The sequence below is a fragment of the Streptomyces sp. NPDC046712 genome (assembly GCF_040645695.1).
Taxonomy (GTDB): domain Bacteria; phylum Actinomycetota; class Actinomycetes; order Streptomycetales; family Streptomycetaceae; genus Streptomyces.
In genome coordinates, this window is the sequence record NZ_JBEYYW010000016.1 from 164,928 (window position 1) to 187,002 (window position 22,075).

16 protein-coding genes are annotated in these 22,075 nt (G+C 70.0%); 8 read left to right on the forward strand and 8 right to left on the reverse strand.

Annotated elements, in window-relative coordinates; genetic code table 11:
• Positions 1–23 precede the first annotated feature (23 nt).
• A complete protein-coding gene (locus ABZ939_RS21850; RefSeq protein WP_361857539.1) occupies positions 24–1,298 on the reverse strand; it encodes an NYN domain-containing protein in 1,275 nt (424 codons plus the stop codon).
• Positions 1,299–1,513: 215 nt separating this feature from the next.
• On the opposite strand from ABZ939_RS21850, the gene ABZ939_RS21855 reads away from it, so the two are divergent.
• On the forward strand, positions 1,514–1,687 hold the full coding sequence (locus tag ABZ939_RS21855) for a hypothetical protein (protein ID WP_361857542.1): 174 nt from the start codon (positions 1,514–1,516) through the stop codon (positions 1,685–1,687).
• Positions 1,688–1,759: 72 nt separating this feature from the next.
• On the opposite strand, the gene dnaE is transcribed toward ABZ939_RS21855, so the two are convergent.
• Complete coding sequence (gene dnaE / locus ABZ939_RS21860; RefSeq protein ID WP_361857545.1) at positions 1,760–5,299, reverse strand: DNA polymerase III subunit alpha; 3,540 nt, start codon at positions 5,297–5,299, stop codon at positions 1,760–1,762.
• A 235-nt stretch (positions 5,300–5,534) separates the two neighbouring features.
• Here dnaE and ABZ939_RS21865 point away from each other — a divergent pair, with 235 nt between their 5' ends.
• From ABZ939_RS21865 to ABZ939_RS21885, 5 genes are all read left to right on the forward strand, one after another.
• Positions 5,535–6,872, forward strand: coding sequence for a DUF2252 domain-containing protein (locus tag ABZ939_RS21865; RefSeq protein WP_361857547.1), 1,338 nt, complete (start codon positions 5,535–5,537; stop codon positions 6,870–6,872).
• Positions 6,873–6,911: 39 nt separating this feature from the next.
• Positions 6,912–7,598, forward strand: a complete 687-nt coding sequence (locus ABZ939_RS21870) for a hypothetical protein (protein ID WP_361857550.1) — start codon at positions 6,912–6,914, stop codon at positions 7,596–7,598.
• Between the two features lie 46 nt (positions 7,599–7,644).
• Positions 7,645–8,460, forward strand: a complete 816-nt coding sequence (locus ABZ939_RS21875; protein WP_361857552.1) for a DsbA family protein — start codon at positions 7,645–7,647, stop codon at positions 8,458–8,460.
• A gap of 167 nt (positions 8,461–8,627) precedes the next feature.
• The gene (locus ABZ939_RS21880; RefSeq protein WP_361857555.1) at positions 8,628–10,280 is read left to right on the forward strand and encodes an alkaline phosphatase D family protein; all 1,653 of its coding nucleotides are present in this window, start codon (positions 8,628–8,630) and stop codon (positions 10,278–10,280) included.
• Positions 10,281–10,617: 337 nt separating this feature from the next.
• A complete protein-coding gene (locus tag ABZ939_RS21885) occupies positions 10,618–11,583 on the forward strand; it encodes a zinc metalloprotease (RefSeq protein ID WP_361857557.1) in 966 nt (321 codons plus the stop codon).
• Between the two features lie 51 nt (positions 11,584–11,634).
• On the opposite strand, the gene ABZ939_RS21890 is transcribed toward ABZ939_RS21885, so the two are convergent.
• Positions 11,635–12,222, reverse strand: coding sequence for a dienelactone hydrolase family protein (locus ABZ939_RS21890; RefSeq protein WP_361857560.1), 588 nt, complete (start codon positions 12,220–12,222; stop codon positions 11,635–11,637).
• A 47-nt stretch (positions 12,223–12,269) separates the two neighbouring features.
• Here ABZ939_RS21890 and ABZ939_RS21895 point away from each other — a divergent pair, with 47 nt between their 5' ends.
• Complete coding sequence (locus ABZ939_RS21895; RefSeq protein WP_361857563.1) at positions 12,270–13,376, forward strand: mechanosensitive ion channel domain-containing protein; 1,107 nt, start codon at positions 12,270–12,272, stop codon at positions 13,374–13,376.
• Positions 13,377–13,507: 131 nt separating this feature from the next.
• Here the strand turns inward: ABZ939_RS21895 and ABZ939_RS21900 are convergent, their stop codons facing one another.
• From ABZ939_RS21900 to ABZ939_RS21920, 5 genes are all read right to left on the reverse strand, one after another.
• A complete protein-coding gene (locus ABZ939_RS21900) occupies positions 13,508–15,094 on the reverse strand; it encodes a Na+/H+ antiporter (RefSeq protein WP_361857566.1) in 1,587 nt (528 codons plus the stop codon).
• Between the two features lie 121 nt (positions 15,095–15,215).
• Positions 15,216–15,683, reverse strand: coding sequence for a GNAT family N-acetyltransferase (locus tag ABZ939_RS21905; protein WP_361857569.1), 468 nt, complete (start codon positions 15,681–15,683; stop codon positions 15,216–15,218).
• The gene (locus tag ABZ939_RS21910; RefSeq protein WP_361857572.1) at positions 15,680–16,621 is read right to left on the reverse strand and encodes an RluA family pseudouridine synthase; all 942 of its coding nucleotides are present in this window, start codon (positions 16,619–16,621) and stop codon (positions 15,680–15,682) included. The genes ABZ939_RS21905 and ABZ939_RS21910 overlap by 4 nt, the downstream gene beginning before the upstream one ends.
• A gap of 17 nt (positions 16,622–16,638) precedes the next feature.
• Positions 16,639–17,214, reverse strand: a complete 576-nt coding sequence (gene lspA, locus ABZ939_RS21915; RefSeq protein ID WP_361857575.1) for a signal peptidase II — start codon at positions 17,212–17,214, stop codon at positions 16,639–16,641.
• A gap of 82 nt (positions 17,215–17,296) precedes the next feature.
• Entirely contained in the window at positions 17,297–18,220 is a 924-nt protein-coding gene (locus ABZ939_RS21920; RefSeq protein ID WP_361857578.1) for a TraR/DksA family transcriptional regulator, read from the reverse strand.
• A 553-nt stretch (positions 18,221–18,773) separates the two neighbouring features.
• Here ABZ939_RS21920 and ileS point away from each other — a divergent pair.
• The gene (ileS, locus tag ABZ939_RS21925) at positions 18,774–21,905 is read left to right on the forward strand and encodes an isoleucine--tRNA ligase (protein WP_361857581.1); all 3,132 of its coding nucleotides are present in this window, start codon (positions 18,774–18,776) and stop codon (positions 21,903–21,905) included.
• The last annotated feature ends 170 nt before the right edge of the window (positions 21,906–22,075 follow it).

A 22,075-nucleotide genomic window follows, 5' to 3' on the forward strand; every position in this document is an offset into this window, starting at 1 on the left:
AAGAGCCTACGGGGTCCTTCGGCCTACTCCCCCGCGGGGGCGCGTTCCGAGGCCGCCCGGACGTCGATCTCGCGCCAGAACCCCGCCCGGATCGCGTACCGGTCGTGCTCGTCGATCTGGTCGTCCTTGTGGGCGAGCAGGCCGAACCTCGCCGCGTACCGGAGCAGTTCGCCGTCGATGCGGTGCGGGATGCGCGGGTACATCAGCGACAGTTTCTGGACGTGGCTCTGCTCGGGCAGCCGCTCCATCCAGCGTCGGGCGAACACCTGCCCGACCTCGAAGGGGTCGCCGCCGACGGTGGTGATGTCCTCCTCGCGGTCGGCCCAGCGCTGCTCGGCGCTGGTGAGCTGGGCGAGGGTGGGCAGGGACGCGGTCTCGGGGGGCTCGCCGAGTGCGCCGCCCGGGCGTTCGATCCAGCCCTTGTCGGAGGACCAGCGCAGGGTGGCGTTGGCGGCCGGCGCGGCGGCCGGGGCTCCGGGGCCGCGCAGCCCGGCGAGGTCCTTGGGGGTGGGGACGACCTTGCCGGAGGCCGGTGTGGGCGCGCCGGTCGCCGAGCCGTCGTCGGAGGGCGCGGGAGCCTCGGGGGCCGGTGTTCCGTTGCGTACGGAGGCGGCTGCCGCGGCCGCCGCCTCGGCGGCCCGTTCGGCGGAGGCGGCGAGCGCCGACTCGGGCAGCGGGGCGGACAGGATCGCGGCGATCTCGGGGCGCGGGGCCGGCGGCGGCGCGCAGATTCCGGAGAGGTCCTTGGCCCGGACGGCCCGGGTGATCCAGACCCGGTCGAGGACCCGTCGTTCGTCGGCCTCGGCGACGAGGTCCTCGGACTGGTTGTAGTCGCCGTCGGCGGCCTGCACGGCCCAGAGGTGGACGGCGACGCCGTGTTCCTTGGCGGACATCAGACCGGGCAGCAGATCGCCGTCGCCGGTCACCAGCACCACATCGGAGCAGGCGCGATTTCTGGCCAGCTCGGTGAGCTCGGCGTGCATGGCCGCGTCGACGCCCTTCTGGGCCCAGCGGCCGTCGCTGCGGGTCAGGGCGCCGAGCCGGACGGTGACCCGGGGCATGACGCGCAGCCTGCGGTGTTCGGGCTGGGGCACGCGGTCGGGGGCGCCGTCGAACCAGTAGATGCGCAGCAGGGGCTGTTCGGTGTCGGCCTCGGCCCGTTCGCGCAGTCCCTGGATGAGCGCGGCATGGTCGACAGTGATCCGGGAGCGGGCCGGTTCCCCGGCGAGGAGGCTCGCGGCGGCGCCCAGCAGATAGCCGGCGTCCACCAGAACGACGCAGCGGTCCACGTGTTCCACCTTCTTTCGGGAACCTCGGGATCGGAAGTTGCTTCGGATTTCCCCCGAGTCTGCCCGACCGTCGGGAGGTTGACGGCCGGAACTCGATCATCGGCGTGGCGAATGTCACCGCGCGGCCCGCTCACCGTCGGTAATGATCCAAAATGCGGCGGTTCACCCCGTGTGTGAGTCTGGCAGCGGCCCTGGCCCCGAGTTCCCCTTGAGGAGGCATCACCATGGCCAAGAATCGCAAGCAGAACCGCAGTCAGCAGCAGTCCTCGCCGGCCGAGCGCGGCGCCCAGCAGGCGCAGCAGTCGTCGATCGAGTCGCAGGCCGAGCAGCGCGCCTCGCAGGTGACTCCCGGTGACATGGCCCGTAAGGGCCGGCAGAAGCGCTTCGGTCACAACTGATCGCGCGAAACCCCGGAAGGGGCGCACCCGTGACGACGGGCGCGCCCCTTCCGCGCGTAGGACGGCTCCCGGCTACCCGGCGAGGCAGGACGGGCCGAGCAGCACCTTCAGATCGCCGAAGAGGGCGGGGTCGGGCTGGACCCGGTGGCGGTCGAGCCGCAGCACGGTCGTGGTGCGCGGGCCCTGGAGCTTGATCCGCACCTCGGTGTTGCCCTTGTGGTGTCCGAGGATCTCGCCCAGCCGGCTGACCATGGGCGGGGTGACCTTCACGGTGGGGATGGTCAGGACGACGGGCGCGTTGGTCCCGGCGTTCGACAGGTCCGGGACCATCAGCTCCATGGCGACCAGCCGGGGCACGTCCTCGCGCTTGTCGAGGCGGCCCTTCACGAAGACGACCGTGTCCTCGACGAGCTGGGTGGAGACCAGCTGGTACGTGGCGGGGAAGAACATGCACTCGATGGAGCCGGCCAGGTCCTCGACGGTGGCGATGGCCCAGGCGTTGCCCTGCTTGGTCATCTTGCGCTGGAGGCCGGAGATGATGCCGCCGATGGTGACGACCGCGCCGTCGGCGTGCTCACCTCCGGTGAGCTGGGAGATCGCCGCGTCCGTCTTGTCGGAGAGGACGTGCTCGATGCCGAAGAGCGGGTGGTCGGAGACGTAGAGGCCGAGCATCTCGCGCTCCTGGGCGAGCAGGTAGGACTTCTCCCACTCGACGTCGGAGAACTCCACGTCCAGGCCGAAACCGGGCTCGTCGGCCGCCTCGTCGCCCATGCCGCCGAAGAGGTCGAACTGTCCCTCGGCCTCCTTGCGCTTGACCGCCACCACGTTGTCGATCATCGGTTCGTGGTGGGCGACCAGGCCCTTGCGGGTGTGGCCCATCTCGTCGAAGGCGCCGGCCTTGATCAGCGACTCGATGGTCCGCTTGTTGCAGACGACCGCCTCGACCTTGTCGAGGAAGTCGGGGAAGGTGGAGTACTTCCCCTTCGCCTTGCGGGACTTGATGATCGACTCGACGACGTTGGTCCCGACGTTACGGACCGCGGAGAGCCCGAAGAGGATCACGTCGTCGCCCTGGGCGGCGAAGTTCGACTCGGACTCGTTGACGTTGGGCGGCAGGACCTTGATGCCCATGCGGCGGCACTCGTTCAGGTAGACCGCGGACTTGTCCTTGTCGTCCTTGACCGAGGTCAGCAGACCGGCCATGTACTCGGCCGGGTAGTTGGCCTTGAGGTACGCGGTCCAGTAGGAGACCAGGCCGTACGCGGCCGAGTGCGCCTTGTTGAAGGCGTAGCCGGCGAACGGGACCAGGACGTCCCACAGGGCCTGGATGGCCTCGTCGCTGTAGCCTTTCTCCCGGGCGCCCTTCTGGAAGAGGACGAAGTTCTTCGCCAGCTCCTCGGGCTTCTTCTTGCCCATCACGCGGCGGAGGATGTCGGCCTCGCCGAGGGAGTACCCGGCGATGATCTGGGCGGCCTTCTGCACCTGCTCCTGGTAGACGATCAGGCCGTAGGTGACCGCGAGCACCTCTTCGAGCGGCTTCTCCAGCTCGGGGTGGATCGGGGTGATCTCCTGCTGCTTGTTCTTGCGCAGGGCGTAGTTCGTGTGCGAGTTCATGCCCATCGGGCCCGGTCGGTACAGGGCGGACACGGCGGAGATGTCTTCGAAGTTGTCGGGCTTCATCAGCCGCAGCAGCGAACGCATGGGTCCGCCGTCGAACTGGAAGACGCCGAGGGTGTCACCGCGCTGGAGCAGTTCGAAGGTCTTCGGGTCGTCCAGCGGCAGGGCGAGCAGGTCGAGGTCGATGCCCTTGTTGGCCTTCACCATCTTGACGGCGTCGTCCATGATGGTCAGGTTTCGCAGGCCAAGGAAGTCCATCTTCAGCAGGCCGAGCGACTCGCACTGGGGGTAGTCCCACTGCGTGATGGTGACGCCGTCGGTGTGCCGCACCCAGATCGGGGCGTGGTCGACGATGGGCTCACTGGACATGATCACGCCGGCGGCGTGCACACCCATCTGCCGGACGAGGCCCTCCACACCCTTGGCGGTGTCGATGACCTTCTTCACGTCCGGCTCGTTCTCGTACATCGCCCGGATCTCGCCGGCCTCGCTGTAGCGCGGGTGCGAGGGGTCGGTGATGCCGTTGAGGTCGATGCCCTTGCCGAGGACGTCGGCGGGCATCGCCTTGGTGAGCCGGTCGCCCATGGCGTACGGGTAGCCGAGGACGCGGGCCGAGTCCTTGATCGCGTTCTTCGCCTTGATCTTGCCGTACGTGCCGATCATGGCGACCTTGTCGGCGCCGTACTTCTCCGTCACGTACCGGATCACCTCGACGCGCCGACGCTCGTCGAAGTCGATGTCGACATCGGGCATCGAGATGCGCTCGGGGTTGAGGAAGCGCTCGAAGATCAGTCCGTGCGGGATCGGGTCGAGGTCGGTGATGCCCATGGCGTAGGCGACGATCGAGCCGGCCGCGGAGCCTCGGCCGGGGCCGACGGCGATGCCCTGCTTCTTCGCCCACATGATGAAGTCGGCGACGACGAGGAAGTAGCCGGGGAAGCCCATCGAGATGATGGTGTCCATCTCGTACTCGACCTGCTTCATGCGGTCGTCCGGGATGCCCCCGGGGAAGCGGCGGTGCATGCCGCGCATGGTCTCCTCGCGGAACCAGGTGACCTCGGTGTAGCCCTCCGGGATGTCGAACTTCGGCATGAGGTTCTTGGCCTCGAACATGCCGGTGGTGTCGATCTGCTCGGCGACCAGGAGCGTGTTGGCGCAGCCCTCCTGCCAGGCGTCCGAGGAGTCGATGGCGTACATCTCGTCCGTGGACTTCAGGTAGTAGCCGGTGCCGTCGAACTTGAAGCGGTCCGGGTCGGAGAGGTTCTTGCCGGTCTGGATGCACAGCAGCGCGTCATGGGCCGTGGCCTCGTGCGCGTACGTGTAGTGCGAGTCGTTGGTGACCAGCGGCGGGATGCCGAGCTTCTTGCCGATCTCCAGGAGCCCGTCGCGGACCCGGTGCTCGATCTCGATGCCGTGGTCCATCAGCTCCAGGAAGTACCGGTCCTTGCCGAAGATGTCCTGGTACTCGGAGGCGGACTTCAGGGCCTCGTCGAACTGGCCGAGGCGGAGCCGGGTCTGCAGCTCGCCGGAGGGACAGCCGGTGGAGGCGATCAGGCCCTCGGACCACTGGGAGATGGTCTCCTTGTCCATCCGGGGCCACTTCTGCAGCCAGCCTTCGGCGTAGGCGTCGGAGGAGAGCCGGAAGAGGTTGTGCAGTCCGGTGGCGTTCGCCGCCCAGATCGTCTTGTGGGTGTAGCCACCGGAACCGGAGACGTCGTCCCGCTTCTGGTGCGGCTGGCCCCACTGGATCTTCCGCTTGTTCCGCCGGGACTCGGGGGCGACGTACGCCTCGATGCCGATGATCGGCGTGACCCCGGCCTTCTTGGCCGTGTGGAAGAAGTCGTACGCGCCGTGGAGGTTGCCGTGGTCGGACATGGCGATATGGGTCATGCCCATCTCGTTGCACGCGTTGAACATGTCCTTCAGCCGCGCGGCACCGTCCAGCAGGGAGTACTGGGTGTGGACGTGGAGGTGCGTGAAGGGCGGCTTGGTCACGGCGGGAAGCCTCCGGAAAACAGTCGATGGCAGGCTGCGAACAGTCTGGGGGACAGCGTGGAAGTCTACGTCTCCGGACTGACATCAGAGGGATACTGCGGGGCGAAGCCCCTCGGCGAGGGGTGGTGGTCGGGTGACGGGCGGGCGGGCACTCGCGGGTACCGTCGCGCGTTGAGAGACACGGAACACCTGTCCCATATGTCTACAGCCAGCTTCGCACCAGGAGGCACTCTCGATGTCGGTTCCGCAGCCCACCGCCACCGCGCGCGGTGAGCAGATACTCGCCGTCTTCGACACCGCCTTCGGTGAGCTCCTCGCCGCCGACCCCGCCGCCTTCCGCGTCAAGTTCCGGAAGATGGCCGGATCCGCCTTCGCCTTCTACCGGGGCACGGCGTGCCTGTTCTACGCCGACCTGGAGCAGGAGCAGCACGGCGGTCCGTACCTGGACGAGCGCACGGGCCGGGTGTGGATCCACGGCGACCTGCACGCCGAGAACTTCGGCACGTACATGGACGCCAACGGCCGGCTGATCTTCAACGTCAACGACTTCGACGAGGCGTACGTCGGCCCCTTCACATGGGACCTGAAGCGGCTCTCCGCCTCTCTCGCCCTGATCGGCTACACGAAAGCGCTCAGTGACGAGCAGATCACGGAGCTGGTGCGGATCTACGCCGCGGCCTACCGCGAGCGCATCCACGCCCTGGCAGCCGGTGCCAAGGATGACGAGGTGCCGCCCTTCACCCTGGACACGGCCGAGGGCCCGCTCCTGGACGCGCTGCGGGACGCCCGCTCCCTGACCCGCTTCGGGCTCCTGGAGTCGATGACGGAGATCCGTGAGTTCGAGCGCCGTTTCTCCTCTGGCGGCGGCTCCATCGAGCTGGACGCGGCGACCCGCTACAAGGTTCTCGCGGCGTTCGACGGCTATCTGGAGACCCTGCCGGAGTCCTCGCTCGCGCGCCCCGACTCGTACCGGGTCAAGGACGTGGTCGGGCGGCGCGGGATCGGCATCGGCTCGGCCGGCCTGCCGTCGTACAACATCCTCCTGGAGGGCAACAGCGACGCCCTGGAGAACGACGTCGTGATCTACCTGAAGCAGGCGCAGACGCCGGCCGTGTCGCGCCATGTGACGGACGCGGCGGTACGGGAGTACTTCCAGCACGAGGGCCACCGCACGGTCATCTCCCAGCGGGCCCTCCAGGCGCACGCGGACCCGTGGCTGGGCTGGACCGAGCTGGACGGCGCCGGGCAGCTGGTCGCCGAGGTCTCGCCGTACGCGGTGGACCTGGACTGGTCGGACATCGACGACCCGGAGGAGATCGCGACGACCGTGGCCGACCTCGGCCGGGCGACGGCGACGATGCACGCGGCGGCGGACGACTCCAGCGGCCACTCGCTGGTGCCGTTCTCGACCGAGCGGGCCATCGACGCGGCGATCGCCGCCGACGAGGAGGGGTTCGCGGAGCTGCTCGTGGACTTCGCGCACAGCTACGGGGCACGCGCGCGTGCGGACCACCAGATCTTCGTGGACCTGTTCCGCAACGGCCGGATCCCGGGTCTCCGACCTCTCCTTTAGGAGGGTCTTACAGGAAGGCATGGCACACTCTCCAGCGCTATGGACATATCAGGGACGCGGCTCAGGGGGCTGCGGGCGGCGCTCTTCACGGCACTGGTCGTGACGCTGTCCGCCGGCTCCCATGTGCTGCTGTCCCAGGTGCCGCTGCCCCTGCTGACCGTGGGGCTGCTCTCGGCCGGCGTGTTCGCCGTGGCGTACGCGCTGGCCGGCCGCGAGCGCGGCTTCGGCCCGATCGCCGGGCTGCTCGTGCCGCTGGAGCTGGCGGCCGACACGGTCTTCACCACCGGCCAGGCGGTCTGTTATGGCCAGGCGGGCGGCCCCGTCGCCGGTTCGCTGCGCGCGGTGGGCGTGGACGTGCTCTGCGGCGGCGCCGTGGGCACCCCGCTGCCGGGGGTCGCCGCTCCCGAGAGCGGGACCGCGGCAGCCCTTCTGAACTCCCCCGCCCCGGCGCTGCCGTGGCTGCTGCTCGCGGCCCATGTGGCGGTCGGGCTGTTCGCGGCGGCCTGGCTGCGGCACGGCGAGCGGGCGCTGGCCCGGCTGATCGGCGCCGTCGCGGCCTTCGCGTTCCGGCCCCTGCTGCTCGTCGCCGCGCTCCTCGGCGCCCCTCGCCCGGCTCGCGGCCGCGGCGGGCGCCCCATGGACCGGCCGCGCCGGTCCCGTACCCGCCTTCTCGTGCACTCCGTCGGACGGCGCGGACCGCCGTGCTCGGGCTTCGTCCTCGCCTGAGCACCGCAGTCCCCCTTTCTTTCGACCTTTCACGGAGATCACGACCATGAGTGCACGCAACAGCCAGGCCAACAAGGCTGCCGCCCGCGAGCGGCTGCGCATCGAGCGCGAGCGCCAGGCCAAGAAGGACAAGGCCCGCCGTCAGGTGATCGTCGCCGTGTCGGCGGTCGCCGCCCTGGCGGTCGCCGGCGGCATCGGCTACGCCGTCGTCCAGGCCAACAAGCCCTCTCACTGGGAGGCGGTGGCGAAGGAGTCCAAGGTCACCGCGCCCAAGAACACCGAGGGCACGAACGGCACGACGGTCGTCGTCGGCAAGCCGGCCGCGAAGAAGACGCTGGAGATCTACGAGGACTCGCGCTGCCCGGTCTGCGCGACCTTCGAGCAGCAGGTCGGTTCGACGGTCGAGAAGGACGTCGAGGCCGGCAAGTACAAGATCAAGTACGTCGGCGCCACCTTCATCGACAACGTCGACCAGGGCGAGGGCTCGAAGAACGCCCTGTCGGCGCTCGGCGCGGCGCTGAACGTGAGCCCCGAGGCGTTCCTGACGTACAAGTCCGCGCTCTACTCCGCCCAGTTCCACCCGGAGGAGAGCCAGGACAAGTTCGCCAAGGACTCCTACCTCCTGGAGGTCGCGGACTCGGTTCCGGCGCTGAAGGGCAACGCGGAGTTCAAGAAGAACGTGGAGAACGGGACCTTCGACGCCTGGGCGATGAAGATGTCCGCGGCGTTCGACGAGAGCGGTGTGAAGGGCACGCCGACGCTGAAGATGGACGGCAAGGCCCTGACGGCGGCGGGCAGCGACAACCCGCCGCTGACGGTGGAGGAGTTCAACGCCGCGCTCACCCCGGCGCTCAAGGGCTGACGCCCGGCCGGCACGGGCCGACGACGGCACGGGTCCGCGGGAGTTGGTTCCCGCGGACCCGCCCCGACCGGTCGGCGTCACCTGATCACGACTGCCCGGCGACGCGTGGGCGAACTTTCCGGAATTCGCCTGCCTGTTCGTCATACTGATCAGTAATCTGACTGCCTGTGACCAGTCGACACATATCCCCTGCCCCCACCCGCCGTACCGTCGTGAAGGCCGCCGCAGTCACGGCCGTCACCGCCCCGGCTCTGGTGGGCGCCGCCTCCCCCGCGTTCGCGGACTCCGAGGCACCCGCATTTCTGCACGGCGTCGCCTCCGGCGACCCGCTGCCCGACGGCGTCCTGCTCTGGACCCGTGTGACCCCCACCTCCGACGCCGCCCCGGGATCCGGGAGAGGACCCGACGTCACGGTCGGCTGGGAGGTGGCCGAGGACCGGGCCTTCGCCCGGACCGTGGCCCGTGGCACCGCCACCGCGACGGCCGCCTCCGACCACACGGTCAAGGTGGACGTCCGTGGCCTGCGCCCGGCGACCGCCCACTGGTTCCGCTTCACGGCGGGCGACACCGTCTCCCCCGTCGGCCGCACCCGCACCACTCCGGCCACCGACGCCACCACGCCCGGCGTCCGCTTCGGCGTCGTCTCCTGCGCCAACTGGGAGTCCGGTTACTTCTCCGCGTACCGCCACCTCGCGGCCCGGGCGGACCTGGACGCGATCCTCCATCTCGGCGACTACATCTACGAGTACGCCACCGGCGGCTACCCGGAGGAGCAGTACGTCGTACGGCGGCACGAGCCGAAGAACGAGATCGTCTCGCTGGCCGATTACCGCACCCGGCACGCGACGTACAAGACGGACGCCGATCTGCAGGCGCTGCACGCCGCGCACCCGGTGATCGCGATCTGGGACGACCACGAGTTCGCCAACGACGCCTGGTCGGGCGGGGCGGAGAACCACACGCCCGGCGCCGAGGGCGAGTGGGCGGCCCGGGTGGCCGCCGCCAAGCAGGCGTACTTCGAGTGGATGCCGGTCCGCGCCTCGACCGAGGGCACGGTCTACCGGCGGCTGCGCTTCGGCAAGCTGGCCGATCTGCACCTGCTCGACCTGCGCTCCTTCCGCTCCCAGCAGGCGGGCGTCGGCAAGGGCGGCGCGATCGACGACCCGGAGCGTACGCTCGCCGGCCGCGCCCAGCTGGACTGGCTGAAGTCCGGCCTCGCCGGCTCCGACGCGACCTGGAAGCTGGTCGGCACGTCGGTGATGATCTCGCCCGTCGCCTTCGGCGCCCTGCCGACCCATCTGCTCGGCCCGCTCGCGGAGTTGATGGGTCTGCCGAAGGAAGGGCTGGCCATCAACGTCGACCAGTGGGACGGCTACACGGACGACCGCAAGGAACTGCTTGCGCATCTGACCCAGCGATCCATCCGGAACACCGTCTTCCTGACCGGTGACATCCACATGGCCTGGGCCAACGACGTGCCGGTGAAGGCCGCGACGTATCCGCTGTCGCAGTCGGCGGCGACCGAGTTCGTGGTGACCTCCGTGACCTCGGACAACCTGGACGACCTTCTCCATGTGGCACCGGGCACCGTGTCGGTGGTGGCCGCAGGGGCGATCAAGGCCGCCAACCGCCATGTGAAGTGGGTCGACATGGACCACCACGGCTACGGCGTGCTCGACGTGACCGCGGAGCAGTCGCAGATGGACTACTACACGGTCTCCGACAAGACGAAGGCGGACGCGACGACCGCCTGGTCGCGCTCGTACCGGACGCTCAACGGAACGCAGCGCGTCGAGCGGGTGTACCAGCCGGTGCGCTGACCTTGCACTGACATGACGTCATGGTCGATTTTCAGCCATGATCCGTCGTGTTAACAGAAGATCACATCACTACGGCGGGTGGTGAGTTCCGGAGATCGAATCCGGACACACCACCCGCCTCCGTCCCTTCGTTCGTTACGTCGACGTCTCAAACTCCGGAACCCGCGCAAGTTTTTCTTCCCGATGCCCCGATTTGCACCACGAATGATTGGGCTTGATCAATGCTCTTCATGGCCTGACATGGACCCGTAATCTCCCCGCGGTGGCGAGGAACTGCCTCTCCACAACCCCCCGCGAGGAGTCACCTGTGCGTGCTCTTGTTCGTATATCGCCGCGTATGTCACGTCGTATGCTCGGCACCGCGGTCATGGCCGGAACCCTGGCCCTGGCCCCCCTTTCCGCCCCGTCGGCCGCCCCGGCCACCACCACCTCGGCCGCCGGTCTCTCGGCCGAGGACTGCGTGGAGGAGGCGGACGCCCTCTCCGGCGCCCGCAAGTCCCGCGGTGCCGACACCCACGCCGGCGAGCCCAACGAGGTCTCCGCCGCCCAGGCCAAGGCCATGGACGCGGACCTGAAGAAGAGACTGGAATCGGTTCGCGCCAGCGGGATGAACTCCACCGCAGCCGTGGTGAACATCCCGGTCTACTTCCACGTCATCCACAGCGGCACCACGGGCAAGCTGAGCGCCACCGACATCAACAACCAGATGGCGGTCCTCAACGCGGCCTACGGCGGCCAGGGCACCGGCAATGTGAACACCAACTTCCAGTTCACCCTTGCCTCGACCGACTACACGGACAACGCCACCTGGTACAACCTGGCGTCCGGCTCCACGGCCGAGAAGCAGATGAAGCAGACCCTCCGCAAGGGCGGCGCCGGCGCGCTGAACTTCTACACCGCGAAGCTCAGCGGCGGTCTGCTCGGCTGGGCGACCTTCCCGTCCTCGTACAACTCCAGCCCGTCGATGGACGGTGTCGTCGTCCTCGACTCCTCGCTGCCGGGCGGCTCCGCGGCCAACTACAACGAGGGCGACACCGCCACCCACGAGGTCGGCCACTGGCTGGGTCTGTACCACACGTTCCAGGGCGGCTGCAACGGAAACGGCGACTACGTCACCGACACCCCGGCCGAGAAGAGCCCTGCGTACGAGTGCCCGACCGGTCGTGACAGCTGCGCGTCCAAGACGGGTGTGGACCCGATCCACAACTTCATGGACTACACGTACGACGCGTGCATGTACCAGTTCACCACGGGCCAGGTCACGCGGATGAACGACATGTGGACCGCGTACCGCGCCGGCTGAAAAGCAATGGTGTGAGGGAGGGTGCGGCGGGAGAGCCCCCGCCGCACCCTCTCACGCGTCCTGGAGGCTCTCCAGGAACCCCAGCGCGATCGCCCAGGTCCGCTCGGCGGCGGCCTCGTCCCAGTCCGGCAGGTCCGGGTCGGTGAACAGATGCCCGGCGCCCGGGTAGCTGTAGACCTCCACGTCCGCCCCGGCCTTCCCCATCCGCAGGTACCAGGACGTCAGCCAGTCGTGCGACTCGAAGGGATCCGGGTCGGCGATGTGCAGTTGTACGGGAAGGTCGTCGACGGACGCGCTCTCCGCGAGGTCCGAGGTGCCGTGCAGCAGGAGCAGCCCGCGCGCCTTCTCGTCGCCCAGGGCCAGGGTCTGCGCGACCGAGGCGCCGAACGAGAAGCCCGCGTAGACGAGTCCGCGGTCCGAATAGGGCGCGGCAGCGAGAACGGCACGCTTCAGCAGCTCCTCCTTGCCGATCGACTCCCGGAGCGCCATCCCCTCCTCGACCGTCTCCGCGGTTTGGCCCCCGAAGAGGTCGGGCACCCGAACCTCGTGCCCGGCGGCCCGCAGTCGCTCGGCTGCGGCCTCCACCGCCGGACGCAGACCGTAGGTCGAGTGGAAAAGCATGATGTCCATGCGGTCCATCCTGCCAGCCGGGCTCACCGACTCGGAGACACGGAGGCCTCGATTCCATGGACACCGCGCTGCGCCCGCTGCTCGTCGTCGGCGGGGCGGTCCTGCTCACCCTGCTGGCCGGCTGGGCCGCCGACCTGCTGCTGCGCCGGACCGACGCCCAGCACCACGAGACCCCGCTGTGGGGGCTGCTGCGCCGCTGCCGCCCGCCGCTCCAGGCTGTGCTGCTCACATCGGTCCTGCGCGCCACCTATCGCGAGACACGGTGGCGGACCATCGAGGAGCACGCGGCGGGCATCGGCCAGTTCCTGTCCCTGGTCCTCATCGGATCCGGCGCCTGGCTGGTGACCCGGATCGCCTCGGCCGTGGTCGAGTCCACCTTCGCCCGCTACGCCTCCACCACCCGCGACCCGGCCCGGGTACGCCGCGTGCGCACCCAGGTCACCCTCATCACGCGCATCGTGACGGCGGTCGTCGCCGTGGTCGCCGTGGCGGCGGCGCTGCTGACCTTCCCGGCGCTCAGGACCGTCGGAACCTCGATGCTGGCCTCCGCGGGCATCATCGGGATCGTGGCGGGCATCGCCGCCCAGTCCACCCTCGGCAACCTCTTCGCCGGCTTCCAGATCGCCTTCGGCGACATGGTCCGGATCGGCGACACCGTGGTCGTCGACGGCGAGTGGGGCGTGATCGAGGAGGTCACGCTGACCTTCCTCACGGTACGGACCTGGGACGAGCGCCGGATCACCATGCCGGTCTCCTACTTCACCGGCAGGCCCTTCGAGAACTGGTCCCGCGGCGGGGCGCAGATGACCGGCTCGGTCTTCTTCCACCTGGACCACTCCGCGCCGCTCGACGCGATGCGCCGGAGGACCGAGGAGATCCTGACGGACTGTCCGGCCTGGGACGGCCGCGAGTGGAATCTGGCCGTCACGGACACCACGCCCAGCACGATCCAGGTACGGGCGATGGTCACCGCCAGGGACGCGGACGACCTCTGGACGGTGCGGTGCGCCGTACGGGAGCAGCTCGTCGCCTGGCTGGTGGAGAAGCACCCGCACGCCCTGCCACGGATCGCGACCTCGATCGCGGCGCCCGACGGCTTCCCCTCGGCACTCGGGGAGGCGCGCAGGGACGGGGGCGAGTCCGCACGCACCGGCCGCGGCTGAGACGGCGCGCGGGCAGGTCGGGCGGGTCCGGACGAGGAGGGCGGATCCGGACAGGCCGGACGGGCCGGGCGAGTCCGGGCGGCTCGGGTGAGTCGGGCGGGTCCGGGCGGGTCGCGCGGGTCGGCGGCGGGTCACCTCATGCTGCGCACGTCCAGGTGACGCAGCACCCGGTCCACCACCTCGGGGTCGGTGCCCGGCTCGTTCCGTGCCGAGAGCACCTCGTGGCGGGCGGCCGACATCATCTCCCGCTGGATGCGGTGCACGGCCTTCAGCCGCCCGGCCCGCTCGGCGAAGACGGCCCGGCGCTCCTCGTCCAGCATGTCCGGACTGATCCGCGCCCCGATGTCGAACGCGCCACGCAGCAGCCGCTCCTGGACGTCCTCGGGCAGCTCCTCCACGTCCTCGATCTCCTTGAGGCGGCGCTTGGCCGCCTTCGCCGCGCGGAGCGCCAGCCGGCGCTCCAGGTCGCGCTCGGCGTCGGTGTCGGCCTGTACGCCGAGCCGCTTGACCAGCCAGGGCAGGGTGAGGCCCTGGAGCACCAGGGTGGTCATGATCACGCAGAAGGCGATGAAGACGATCTCGTCCCGGCCGGGGAACGGCGAGCCGTCGTCCGTACGCAGCGGAATGGCGAGCGCCAGCGCCACCGAGGCCACCCCGCGCATCCCGGACCACCACATGACGACGGTCTCCCGCCAGCTCATGGGGATCTCCTCGTTGTAGTCGCGGCGGGTGTGCAGCCGCTTGGCGAGCCAGGTGGCGGGCATCAGCCACAGCAGCCGTACGCCGATGACGACACCGGTCACCGCCGCGCCCCAGCCGAGCATCTCGCCCATGCGTCCGTCACCGGTGCCGAAGACGTTGTGCAGTTCGAGTCCGATGAGACCGAAGGCGATCCCGGTCACCAGGGTGTCGACGATCTGCCAGAAGGTCTGTCCCGCGAGCCGGCCCATGACGTCGTCGGCGTCGAGTGCGTGCTCGGCGAGGTAGAGCGCGACGACGAGGACGGCGAGCACACCGGAACCGCGCAGCTCCTCGGCGAGGACGTAGGCGACGAAGGGGACGAGGAGGGTGAGTCCCGTCTGGAGGGTGGGCTCGCCGAGAACGCCCATGAGCTTGTTGCTGAGCCAGCCGAGGACGAGCCCCACGGCGATGGCGACGACGGCGGAGAGAACGAGTTCGGCGCCCGCGCCCTCCCAGGAGAACGTGCCGCCGACGGCGGCGCCGACGGCCACGTGGTAGAGCACGATCGCGGTGACGTCGTTGAAGAGCCCCTCGCCCTCCAGGATCGAGACGAGCCGGCGCGGGAGCCCGAGCGAACCGGCGACGGCGGTCGCGGCGACCGGGTCGGGCGGCGCGACGAGCGCGCCGAGCGCGACGGCGGCGGCGATGGGGAGCCCGGGCACCAGCGCGTTCGCCACGGCGGCGACCGCGGCCGTGGTGACGAAGACGAGGGCGACGGCGAGCAGGAAGATGGGCCGCCTGTTGGCCGCGAACTGGCGCCAGGACGTGCGCTGCACGGAGGCGTAGAGGAGCGGGGGGAGGACGAGCGGGAGGATGTACTCGGGCGGGATGTCGACGTTGGGTACGAAGGGCAGGAAGGCCAGCACGATCCCGACGAGGGTCATGAGCACCGGGGCCGGCAGCCCGAGCCGGTCCCCGAGCGGCACGGTGAGCAGCGCGCCGAGCAACAGCAGGAACAACAGGGCCAATTGGTCCACGGGGGCGCCCTCCCGGCCTGGCGGCGCGGTCGATGATCGGACTTCAACCCTGCCATGAGCCGCGGCACATCAGGCCGAACCGAGGAACGGCCGACCGAGGGCGCTCGCCCCGAGACACCCGTTAGAGCGCCCGCCGCATCGCGCGGTGCGGGATGCCCGCGTCCTGGAACTCCGGCCCGTACGCCACGTACCCGAGCCGCTCGTAGAAGCCGAGGGCCTGGGTCTGGGCGTGCAGGTCCACGGCCTTCAGGCCCCGCTCGCGCGCCGCGTCCTCGATGGCGCGGACCAGCGCCACGCCGACCCCGAGGCCGCGCGCGGCCTTGGTGACCGCGAGCCGCCCCAGCGAGCCCACGGACAGGTCGCCGCCGGTCTTGCCGGCCGCGTCCTCGCCGTGGAGCAGCCGCCCGGTACCCAGCGGCAGCCCGTCCGCACGGACGGCCAGGACGTGCACGGCCGTCTCGTCGTACCGGTCGTACTCGATCTCCTGCGGCACGTTCTGCTCGACGACGAAGACCTCGCGGCGGACCGCGAAGCAGGCGTCCCGGTCGTCGTGCTTCTGCGCCTCGTGGACCGTGAACCCGGTGCTCACGCGCTCTCCGCCGCGATCCGGTCCAGCGCGTTCTGCAGGTCCGCCGGGTAGGTGCTCGCGAACTCGACCCAGCGCCCGTCCGACGGGTGCTCGAAGCCCAGCCGTACGGCGTGGAGCCACTGCCTCGTCAGGCCGAGCCGCTTCGCCATCGTCGGGTCGGCGCCGTACGTGAGGTCGCCGACGCACGGGTGGCGGTGGGCCGACATGTGCACCCGGATCTGGTGGGTGCGGCCGGTCTCCAGCTTGATGTCGAGCAGCGAGGCCGCGCGGTACGCCTCGATCAGGTCGTAGTGCGTCACCGAGGGCTTGCCCTCGGCGGTCACGGCCCACTTGTAGTCGTGCTGGGGGTGGCGCCCGATCGGCGCGTCGATCGTGCCGCTCATCGGGTCCGGGTGGCCCTGGACCAGCGCGTGGTAGCGCTTGTCGACGACCCGCTCCTTGAACTGCGCCTTGAGCAGCGTGTACGCCCGCTCCGACTTGGCGACGACCATCAGGCCCGAGGTACCGACGTCGAGCCGGTGCACGATCCCCTGGCGCTCGGCGGCGCCGGACGTGGAGATGCGGTAGCCGGCGGCGGCGAGGCCGCCGATGACCGTCGTCCCGGTCCAGCCCGGGCTGGGGTGCGCGGCCACCCCGATCGGCTTCATGATCACGACGATGTCGTCGTCGTCGTGGATGATCTCCATGCCCTCCACGGGCTCGGCCACGATCTGCACCGGGGCCGGGGCGCCGGGCATCTCGACCTCGAGCCACGCGCCACCGCTGACCCGCTCGGACTTGCCGACGACGGCGCCGTCGACCTGGACCTTCCCGGCGGTGGCCAGCTCGGCCGCCTTCGTACGGGAGAACCCGAACATACGGGCGATGGCGGCGTCGACGCGCTCGCCCTCAAGGCCATCGGGAACGGGCAGCGTGCGGATCTCGGGACTCGTACTCACCCGTCGAGTATGCCTTGTCAGTCCTTGTGGACAGTGCCGTCGGGGTCGAGGCCGCGGAAGGACAGGATCACGATCAGGAAGCCGCCGCAGACGATCGCCGAGTCCGCGAGGTTGAAGACGGCGAAGTGGGCGGGCGCGATGAAGTCGACGACCGCGCCCTCGAAGACGCCCGGCGAGCGGAAGATCCGGTCGGTCAGGTTGCCCAGGGCGCCGCCGAGGAGCAGGCCGAGCGCGATGGCCCACGACGTGCTGTACAGCTTGCGCGCCAGCCGGGCGATCACGATGATCACCGTCGCCGCGATGCAGGTGAAGATGATCGTGAAGGCCTCACCCATGCCGAAGGCTGCGCCGGGGTTCCGGATCACGTTGAACTGCAGCAGATCCCCGACGACCCGGATCGGCTCGCGGCCCTCCAGCTCGGCGACCACCAGCAGCTTGCTGCCGAGGTCGAGCAGGTACGCGAGCAACGCGACCACGAAGAGCGCGACGATCTTGCGCTTGCCCCTGGGCTGCTCGGCGGGGGCCGCCGCCTCGCCGTCCGCGCCGTCCGCGCCCGAATCCGGCGTACCGATGATGCGCTCCGCCTCTGCCACGTGAGTCCCTCAACCTAGGTGCCCTGACTGTGCACGAGGGTACGGCACACCCCTGCCGGGCCGTCAGGGCAGCCGGGCACCCTCAGCCGCGGCGCTCCTGCTTCTGCTTGTCCTCGACGCACAGGGTGGCCCGCGGGAACGCCTGCATGCGTGCCTTGCCGATCGGCTTGCCGCAGACCTCGCAGAGGCCGTACGTGCCCGCGTCCAGCCTCTCCAGGGCGTGCTCGGACTGCTGGAGCATCTCGCGGGCGTTGGCGGCCAGGGCCAGCTCGTGCTCGCGGGTGATGTTCTTCGTACCGGTGTCGGCCTGGTCGTCGCCGGCGCCGTCCCCGGAATCCCGCATCAGTCCGGTCAGCTCCTCCTTGGAGTGGAGCAGCTCGGCCCGGAGTCTGAGCACCTCGCTCTCCAGCTCGGCGCGGGCCTCGGCGACCTCCTCGGGCGTCCAGGGGTCCTCGCCGGGGCGCACCGCGAGCTCGCCGGTACGGGCCTGGGGGACCGCGGCCTCGCTCTCGGCCGTCGTCACGCCACCCGCGGTCTTCTTCGCTGCCACCGTCCTGGCTCCTGTCTGCTCCAGCTGCGCCGCGGAAGCGGCCTTCTTCTTGACCGCGGCCTTCTTGGCCGGGGCTTTCTTCACCGCCGGGGCCTTGTCGGCCGCCGTGGACTTCCTGGCCGTCGGGGCCTTCTTCGTGATCGCCTTCTTCGCCGGGGCCTTCTTGGCCGCCGGAGCCTTCTTCGCGGCCGTCTTCTCGGGAGCCGACTTCTCGGCCGTGGCCTTGGCCGTCGTTTTGGCCGTGGCCTTGGTCGTCGTCCTGGCCGTGGAATTGGCCTTGGCCGTGGAATTGGCCTTGGTCGTGGTCCTGCCCGTCGTCCTGCGTGCCGGGGCCGCCGTGCCTGCCTTCTTCGTGACCGTCGTCTTCTTGCCGGTCACGTCCTTGGCCGACCCGCCGCCCGTACCGGCGGAACCGGCGGTCGAGGTCTTCTTCGCGGCGGTCTTCTTCGCCACCATGTCGCGGCCCCTTCACATTTTGTGATCTTGCTCGCGATTCGTGCTGGGACGATAAATCGGCCCAAGGCCCGCGGCAACGGGGCACGCCGCCGTTTCCCACCCGCCCATGCCTGCGGCATGGCGAGCCTGCCTCCGTTGTGCCCAGCTCCCCGCCCCGTAATCCGCCCCACCGCGACGACCGAAGTCCGGCGACTCCCGTATGGCCATTCGGGTCACGCGGAACGCCCCGGCGGGCCGCGCGAAAAGCGGTCTGCCGAGCCACTCCCGGCCCCGTACACTGGGCACAGCGAAAGGCTTGGATGGGGACGAGTAGCGTCGTACGCAGCCATGAGCGACCCGGGGACGGTGAGAGCCCGGGGGCGAGCCCGATGTGAAGCATCACCCCGGAGCCGCCGGAAGAAAGCCGCGAGGCGACTAGAACCGGCATCGCGACCCCAATGAGGGGGTCACGGGCACACGCCCGGGGCCAAGGAGGGTGGTACCGCGGGAGCCGCGCAAGACGGCGCTCTCGTCCCTCCGGACGGAAACGAAGCAGTCCGCCGGAGGAAGATCGATGACGCAGTACCGCCAGGTGCCCGCCCAGGTCGACCTGCCCGCGCTCGAGCACGCCGTGCTCGATTTCTGGCGCGAGAGCAAGGTCTTCGCCAAGACCCTGGAGCAGTCCGAGGGCCGCCCCGAGTGGGTGTTCTACGAGGGCCCGCCCACCGCCAACGGCATGCCCGGCGCCCACCACATCGAGGCCCGCGTCTTCAAGGACGTCTTCCCCCGCTTCCGGACGATGCGCGGCTACCACGTGGCCCGCAAGGCCGGCTGGGACTGCCACGGCCTGCCGGTCGAGCTCGCCGTCGAGAAGGAGCTCGGCTTCTCCGGCAAGAAGGACATCGAGGAATACGGCATCGCCGCGTTCAACGACAAGTGCCGGGAGTCCGTGACCCGCCACACCGACGCCTTCGCCGAGCTCACGACGCGCATGGGCTACTGGGTCGACCTGGACGACGCGTACCGGACGATGGACCCCGAGTACATCGAGTCGGTCTGGTGGTCGCTCAAGCAGATCTTCGACAAGGGCCTGCTGGTCCAGGACCACCGTGTCGCCCCCTGGTGCCCGCGCTGCGGCACCGGCCTCTCGGACCACGAGCTCGCGCAGGGGTACGAGACGGTCGTCGACCCCTCCGTCTTCGTCCGCTTCCCGCTGACCTCCGGCCCGCTCGCGGGCCAGGCGGCGCTCCTGGTGTGGACGACGACCCCCTGGACCCTGGTCTCCAACACGGCCGTCGCGGCCCACCCCGAGGTCACCTACGTCGTCGCGACCGACGGCGAGGAGAAGCTCGTCGTCGCCGCGCCGCTGGTCGAGAAGGCGCTCGGCGAGGGCTGGGTGACCACGGGCGAGTCCTTCACGGGCGCGGAGATGGAGCGCTGGACGTACGACCGGCCCTTCGCCCTCGTCGAATTCCCCGCCGAGGCGCACTACGTCGTCAACGCGGAGTACGTCACGACCGAGGACGGTACGGGTCTGGTCCACCAGTCCCCCGCCTTCGGTGAGGACGACCTCAAGGTCTGCCGCTCCTACGGCCTGCCGGTCGTGAACCCGGTCCGCCCCGACGGCACCTTCGAGGAGGACGTGCCGCTGGTCGGCGGGGTCTTCTTCAAGAAGGCCGACGAGGCGCTGACGAAGGACCTCGACACCCGCGGCCTGCTGTTCAAGCACATCCCGTACGAGCACAGCTACCCGCACTGCTGGCGCTGCCACACGGCGCTGCTCTACTACGCGCAGCCGTCCTGGTACATCCGTACGACCGCCGTGAAGGACCGCCTTCTCGAGGAGAACGAGAAGACGAACTGGTTCCCGGACTCGGTCAAGCACGGCCGCTTCGGCGACTGGCTGAACAACAACATCGACTGGGCGCTCTCCCGCAGCCGCTACTGGGGCACCCCGCTGCCGCTGTGGCGCTGCGAGGACGACCACCTGACGTGCGTGGGCTCGCGCGCCGAGCTGACCGAGCTGACCGGCACGGACCAGTCGGAGCTCGACCCGCACCGCCCGTACATCGACGCGGTGACCTTCCCGTGCCCGACCTGCCGGAAGACGGCGACCCGCGTCCCCGAGGTGATCGACGCCTGGTACGACTCGGGCTCGATGCCGTTCGCGCAGTGGGGCTACCCGTACAAGAACAAGGAACTCTTCGAGTCCCGGTACCCGGCGCAGTTCATCAGCGAGGCCATCGACCAGACCCGCGGCTGGTTCTACACGCTGATGGCGGTCGGCACGCTGGTCTTCGACAAGTCCTCGTACGAGAACGTGGTCTGCCTGGGCCACATCCTGGCCGAGGACGGCCGCAAGATGTCCAAGCACCTGGGCAACATCCTGCAGCCGATCCCGCTGATGGATCAGCACGGCGCCGACGCGGTCCGCTGGTTCATGGCGGCCGGCGGCTCGCCGTGGGCGGCCCGCCGGGTCGGCCACGGCACGATCCAGGAGGTCGTCCGCAAGACCCTCCTGACGTACTGGAACACGGTGGCCTTCCAGGCGCTGTACGCCCGTACGACGGGCTGGGCGCCGAGCGAGGCGGACCCGGCGCCGGCGGAGCGCTCGGTCCTGGACAAGTGGCTCCTGTCCGAGCTGAACACCCTGGTGTCCGAGGTCACGCAGGCGCTGGAGTCGTACGACACGCAGCGCGCGGGCAAGCTCATCTCCGCGTTCGTGGACGACCTGTCGAACTGGTACGTGCGGCGTTCCCGCCGCCGGTTCTGGCAGGGTGACGCGGCGGCGCTGCGCACGCTCCACGACGTGATCGAGACGGTCACGCGCCTCATGGCCCCGCTGACGCCGTTCATCACGGAGCGGGTGTGGCAGGACCTGGTGGTCCCGGTGACGGCCGACGCCCCCGAGTCCGTCCACCTCTCGACCTGGCCGGAGCCCGACCAGTCGCTGGTCGACCCGACGCTCTCCCAGCAGATGCTGCTGGTGCGCCGCCTGGTCGAGCTCGGCCGCGCCACGCGCGCCGAGTCGGGTGTGAAGACCCGCCAGCCGCTCTCCCGGGCCCTGGTGGCGGCGACGGGCTTCTCGGAGCTCTCGCCGGAGCTGCAGGCCCAGATCACGGAGGAGCTGAACGTCTCGTCGCTGGCTTCCCTCTCCGAGGTCGGCGGTTCGCTCGTGGACACCACCGCGAAGGCGAACTTCCGCGCGCTGGGCAAGCGCTTCGGGAAGGGCGTCCAGGACGTGGCGAAGGCGGTCGCGGCGGCGGACGCGGCGGCGCTGTCGCTGGCGCTGCGCGAGGGCAAGGCGTCCGTGGTCGTGAACGGCGAGGAGGTGGCCCTCTCCCCGGAGGAGGTCATCATCACGGAGACCCCGCGCGAGGGCTGGTCGGTCGCGTCGGACGCGGGCGCGACGGTGGCGCTGGACCTGGAGATCACTCCGGAGCTCCGCAAGGCGGGCCTGGCGCGTGACGCGATCCGCCTGATCCAGGAGGCCCGCAAGAACAGCGGCCTGGACGTGGCGGACCGTATCGCGCTGCGATGGACGTCGGACTCGGCGGAGACCGCGGAGGCCCTGACGACCCACGCGGCCCTGATCGCCGACGAGGTCCTCTCGACGGACTACGCCACGGGCCCGGCCGACGACACCTACGGCACCCCCTTCACGGACGAGGGCCTCGCCCTCACGTTCCGCCTCCGCAAGGCGTAACACCCCCCACAAAGGCCCGGCCCCCCACGGGGCGCCGGGCCTTTCCGTACCCCCACCCCCGCTGCGGGTCGAAGACGACGCACTGCGTCCCGCCGCCGATCGCCGGCATCCCGCCCATCGACGGCACCACGACGGCCGAGATCACCGTGGACAAGCCCACGCCCAAGGTC